5 protein-coding genes and 1 pseudogene are annotated in these 5,283 nt (G+C 65.5%); 5 read left to right on the forward strand and 1 reads right to left on the reverse strand.

The annotated features are described in order from the left end of the window. The 5 genes from ABYB95_RS16420 to ABYB95_RS16440 form a co-directional block, all read left to right on the forward strand. Positions 1-462 (forward strand): 3-oxoacid CoA-transferase subunit A (locus ABYB95_RS16420; protein WP_372659631.1); only part of this gene is annotated, 462 nt, incomplete at its 5' end. Further along, positions 459-1,109 carry a 3-oxoacid CoA-transferase subunit B gene (locus ABYB95_RS16425; RefSeq protein WP_372659632.1) on the forward strand — a complete coding sequence of 217 codons (651 nt, stop codon included), beginning with the start codon at positions 459-461 and terminating at the stop codon, positions 1,107-1,109. The genes ABYB95_RS16420 and ABYB95_RS16425, both read left to right, overlap by 4 nt. Before the next feature lie 111 nt (positions 1,110-1,220). Further along, positions 1,221-2,426 (forward strand): 3-oxoadipyl-CoA thiolase, encoded by a 1,206-nt coding sequence (pcaF, locus tag ABYB95_RS16430; protein ID WP_372659633.1) that lies wholly within the window; start codon positions 1,221-1,223, stop codon positions 2,424-2,426. A 237-nt stretch (positions 2,427-2,663) separates the two neighbouring features. Continuing rightward, entirely contained in the window at positions 2,664-3,545 is an 882-nt protein-coding gene (locus ABYB95_RS16435) for an NAD(P)-dependent oxidoreductase (RefSeq protein WP_372659634.1), read from the forward strand. A gap of 4 nt (positions 3,546-3,549) precedes the next feature. Next, a complete protein-coding gene (locus ABYB95_RS16440) occupies positions 3,550-4,611 on the forward strand; it encodes a maleylacetate reductase (protein ID WP_372659635.1) in 1,062 nt (353 codons plus the stop codon). Positions 4,612-4,654: 43 nt separating this feature from the next. On the opposite strand, the pseudogene ABYB95_RS16445 reads toward ABYB95_RS16440, so the two are convergent. Further along, positions 4,655-5,283, reverse strand: a pseudogene (locus tag ABYB95_RS16445) (hypothetical protein); the annotation flags it as partial.

The following is a 5,283-nucleotide window of genomic DNA, read 5'->3' on the forward strand; positions in this document are numbered from 1 at the left end:
CCGCGCCAGGCCGATAGCCAGGTGTTCGACGCCTTGTACCGCAGCGGCCGGCTGGAGTTGGAACTGGTGCCGCAAGGCAACCTGGCCGAGCGCTTGCGCGCGGCAGGTGCGGGCATTGGTGCATTTTTCTCGCCCACGGGTTTCGGCACCGAGTTGGCCAAAGGGAAAGAGACGCGGGAGATTGGTGGCAAACACTATGTGCTCGAAATGCCGATTTTTGGCGACCTGGCTTTGATCAAGGCCGAGCGCGGTGACCGCTGGGGCAATCTGGTTTATCGCAAAGCTGCGCGCAATTTCGGGCCGGTCATGGCCACTGCGGCCAAGCACACAGTGGCCAGCGTGCACGAGTTGGTGGAACTCGGCGAGCTGGACCCCGAGCACGTGGTCACGCCCGGCATCTATGTGCAGAAGATCGTGAAGATCGACCGCGTCGCCACCCAGGCGGGCGGCTTCAAGGCATGAACATGAACTACCTCCAACGCAGCAAAGACCAACTCGCCGCGCGTGTCGCCCGGGACATCCACGACGGCGCCTATGTCAATCTTGGCATCGGCATGCCCACGCGTGTGGCCAATCACTTGCCCGCTGGTACCGAGGTGGTGCTGCAAAGCGAAAACGGCATTTTGGGCATGGGCCCAGCGCCGGAAGCGGGCGGCGAAGATTTTGACCTCATCAACGCCGGCAAGCAGCCGGTCACGCTGCTCAAGGGCGGCGCCTATTTTCACCATGCCGACAGTTTTTCCATGATGCGCGGCGGGCATCTGGACATCTGCGTGCTCGGTGCGTTCCAGGTTTCGGTCACCGGTGATCTCGCCAACTGGAGCACCGGTGAACCCGGTGCCATTCCGGCGGTTGGTGGGGCGATGGATCTGGCCATTGGCGCCAAGCAAACTTGGGTGATGATGGATTTGTTGACCAAGCAGGGTGTGAGCAAGGTGGTCGAGCGCTGCACCTACCCGCTGACCGGCATTGCTTGTGTCAAGCGCATTTATTCCGACCTCGCCACACTGGCTTGCACACCCCAGGGACTGCGCTTGATCGATCTGGTCGAGGGCATGGACTTGGGCGAACTGGAGCGCTTGGTGGGTCTGCCCATCGCGAGCGCCTGATCTTCTTTTGTTGACGACACTTTTTGTACTGGCCGAACCTGTCGAGGCCTTTTCCACCCCTTCCGTGCGCGCACTTCGACAGCTCGGCTGCGCACGGGCAAGAGAATCCACATGAACCCACAAGCTTTCATTTGCGACGGCATCCGCACCCCTTTTGGCCGCTACGGCGGCGCCTTGAGCGGTGTGCGCACCGACGATCTGGCGGCCGTGCCGCTGCAGGCCTTGATGGCGCGCAACCCGAACGTGGACTGGTTGGCGGTGACCGATGTGATCTACGGTTGCGTCAACCAGGCCGGTGAAGACAACCGCAACGTCGCGCACATGGCCACCCTGCTGGCGGGCCTGCCGATGGAGTTGCCCGGCACCACCATCAACCGCCTGTGCGGCTCCGGCATGGACGCGGTGGGCACGGCCGCGCGCGCCATCAAGGCCGGGGAGGCCAGTCTGATGATCGCAGGCGGGGTCGAGAGCATGAGCCGCGCGCCCTTTGTGATGGCCAAGGCCGAGAGCGCTTTCAGCCGCGCGGCACAGATGTACGACACCACCATCGGCTGGCGCTTTGTCAACAAGCGCATGAAAGAGTTGTACGGCGTGGACGCGATGCCCGAAACCGCAGAGAACGTGGCGGCCGAGTTCAAGATCAGCCGCGAAGACCAGGACAAGATGGCGCTGGCGTCGCAGCTCAAGGCGGTGGCGGCGCAAAAGGCCGGGTTTTTTGACGCCGAAATCACGCCGGTGACGATCCCGCAGAAAAAGGGCGATGCCATCGTGGTGAGCAAGGACGAGCATCCGCGCGAAACCTCTTTGGAGGCGCTGGCCAAGCTCAAGGGTGCGGTGCGTCCCGATGGCAGCGTCACCGCCGGCAATGCCTCGGGTGTGAACGACGGCGCTTGCGCGCTGCTGATCGCCAACGAAGAAGCGGCCAAACAGAATGGCTTGACGCCCCGCGCACGCATCGTGGGCATGGCCACGGCGGGTGTGCCGCCGCGCATCATGGGCATTGGTCCGGCGCCAGCCACGCAAAAAGTGCTGGCCCTCACGGGCCTGAGCCTGGCCCAGATGGATGTGATCGAACTCAACGAAGCTTTCGCTGCGCAAGGCCTGGCGGTGTTGCGCATGCTGGGTCTGCCCGACGACGATGCACGGGTCAATCCCAACGGCGGCGCGATCGCGCTGGGCCATCCGCTCGGCGCCTCCGGCGCGCGCCTGGTGACGACAGCGGTCAACCAGTTGCACCGCAGCGGTGGCCGCTACGCTTTGTGCACCATGTGCATTGGCGTGGGGCAGGGTATCGCGGTGGTGCTTGAGCGGGTTTGATTTGAACGCAGGCTAGGCGCCTGCGCGCGTGCGACGAAAATTCCGCTTCTCCAAGAGCGTCTTGGGCTTTTCTTCCTGGCGGGGAAAACTGATTTCCGCCGTGTTTCTTGAAGTGCACCGCTTGCTGCGGCATATTGGCAGCCGAGCTTGACACCAGGAGACAGCGATGAGCCACCCAACGGCGCAGCCCACTCGCGCGGCGCAACACGCACCCGAGCAAACCGGCAGGTCCACGCCATGAACATCCATTTCATCGGCGTGGGCAAGATGGGCCTGCCCATGGCCAGCCATTTGCTGGCGGGCGGACACACCGTCACGGTCAGCGATGCCAGTGCCGTTCAGGCAGCGCAGGCGTCGGATCAAGGCTTGGATGTGGTCGACGACCCAGCGGCGGCCGTGGCGGCGGCCACCGTGGTGTTTTCCTCCTTGCCACACGACGCGGCTCTGCTCGCCGTGGCGCAGGACTTTGCGCAACATGCGCAGACCGGCGCGGTCTACGTGGACACCAGCACCGTGTCCTTGCGGGCTTCGGCCGAGGCGGCGCGCATCTGGGAGGCGCATGGCGCGGCCTGCCTGCGCACCACGGTGTCGGGCAACAACGCCATGGCGCAGGCCGCGCAGCTGACGGTGCTGGCTTCGGGTCCGCGCGCGGCGTATGACACCGTGTTGCCCTTGTTGCAACGGCTGGGGCCACACCAGTTTTACCTGGGCCCGCAGGAAGAGGCGCGCCTGATGAAGCTGGTGGTCAACCTCATGATCGCCCAGACCAGCGCCATGCTGGCCGAGGCACTGACCCTGGGCCGCAAGGGCGGTCTGGACTGGCAAGCCATGTGGCAGGTGCTGGGCGCCAGCGCCGTGGCTTCACCGATCGTGAAAGCGAAATCGGCACAGCTGTCGCAGCGCGACTTCACGCCCACCTTCACGGTGGCGCAAATGATCAAAGACCTCTCGCTCATTCTGGACGCGGGCGCCGACCACCAGGTGCCTTTGCCCCAGACCCTGCTCACGCAGCAGCTCATGCAGACCGCCGTGGCGCAGGGCCATGCGCTGGACGACTACGCCGCGATCATCCAGACGGTCGAGCGCAGCGCGGGCCTGGCAACCGATATGGGGGCATAGCTCCATGAAAAATTTTGTCTACAGCGGGCAGGCCGCCCGTGTGGTGTTTGGCGCCGGCAGTCTGCAGCACCTGGTTCGAGAGATCGACGCCATGGGCGCGCGCAAGGCGCTGGTGTTGTGCACGCCCCAGCAGCGTGGTTCGGCCGAAATGATCGCGGACCTGTTGGGGCCGCGTGCCGCCGGACTGTTTGACCGCGCCGTCATGCACGTGCCGATGGAAACCGCCCGCGAAGCCCGGGCCCTGGCGCAACAACTCGGCGCGGATTGCGCGGTGGCCATCGGCGGCGGCTCCACCACCGGGCTGGGCAAGGCGATCGCGCTGGAGGCCGGCTTGCCGATACTGGCGATTCCCACCACCTACGCGGGTTCGGAGATGACACCGATCTATGGCATCACCGAAGGCGGTTTGAAAAAAACCGGCAAAGATGCCCGCGTATTGCCGCGCTGCGTGATCTACGACCCCGAACTCACCTTGGCCTTGCCGGTGGGCATGAGCGTGACCAGCGGCATCAATGCCATTGCGCACGCCGCCGAAGGTCTGTACGCCAGCGACGGCAATCCCATCATGGACTTGATGGCCAAGGAGGGCATTGCCGCCATTGGGCGTGCGCTGCCGGTCATCCAGCGGGCGGCGGACGATCTTGAGGCCCGCAGCGACGCCTTGTACGGCGCCTGGTTGTGCGGCACGGTGCTGGGCCATGTGGGCATGGCCTTGCACCACAAGCTGTGCCACACACTGGGTGGCAGCTTCAACCTGCCGCACGCCGAGACCCACACCATCGTGTTGCCACACGCCTTGGCGTACAACGCGGCGGCGGCGCCGTTGGCCATGTGCCGCATCGCCGAAGCACTGGGTGGCACGAGTGCTGCGCAAGCGGTGTTCGACCTGGCGCAGAACAACGGAGCACCGGTGGCGCTGAAACACATCGGCATGCAGGCCGCCGATCTGGACCAGGCCTGCGACATCGCCATGCAAAACCAGTACCCGAATCCGCGTCCGCTGGAGCGGGCGGCGATACGGCAACTGCTGCAGGATGCGTTCGATGGGGTGCGGCCCGGCGTTTAAGGGCGCACCGGGCCAACGCGTCCGAGGTCCGGTGGGCGTGGGCTCAGGCGGGTTCTACTTGCGCCACCAGCGGATGGCCGGTCGCCTGGGCCAGCACCGAAGCGGCGCTGTCGGCCCGTTGGCCCCGCCAGGCGACGATCTGGTCGGGCCGTATCAGCACCAGCGGCGCCTGGTACAGGTCTAGCAGCGCGGGCGCGGCATGGCGCACCACGCACAGGTCCAGGCCAGCCTGCTGCGCCGCAGCCACAAAGGCCGCCACACTTTCGGTGTGTGCCTGCGGGCCGAGCACGAGCAAGCTCCATTCAAAACCGAGACTGTCGTACAGCGACCGCCCATCGGCCAGCCAGGCGTGCGGGGGGCGCCCGCCGGGGCAGGCGCTGGGCTGATAGTGGTTGGCTTCGTCGGGGGGCGGTGTGCTGCCGTCGGGCACGACGATGGGCGAACCGTCGTAGCGGCCACCGAAGGTGATGCCCGGTATGTTGAATTCCTGCCGCACGTGGGCGTTCAGGTGCGTGGACGCCACCTCGCGTGTCGCCTGCCCGGCGGGCGAATCTTCTTCCAGCACCGGCGTGGCAACGAACAGACCGACCGAGTCGGCGAAGCTGCGCGCATAAGCGGTGTTGCGCTGTGCCAGCGGCTTGCGTTCGGTCTGGTAACTGTTCAGCAAAGACC

Origin of the sequence: Hydrogenophaga sp. (genome assembly GCF_041633695.1) — a bacterium.
Taxonomy (GTDB): Bacteria; Pseudomonadota; Gammaproteobacteria; order Burkholderiales; family Burkholderiaceae_C; genus Hydrogenophaga.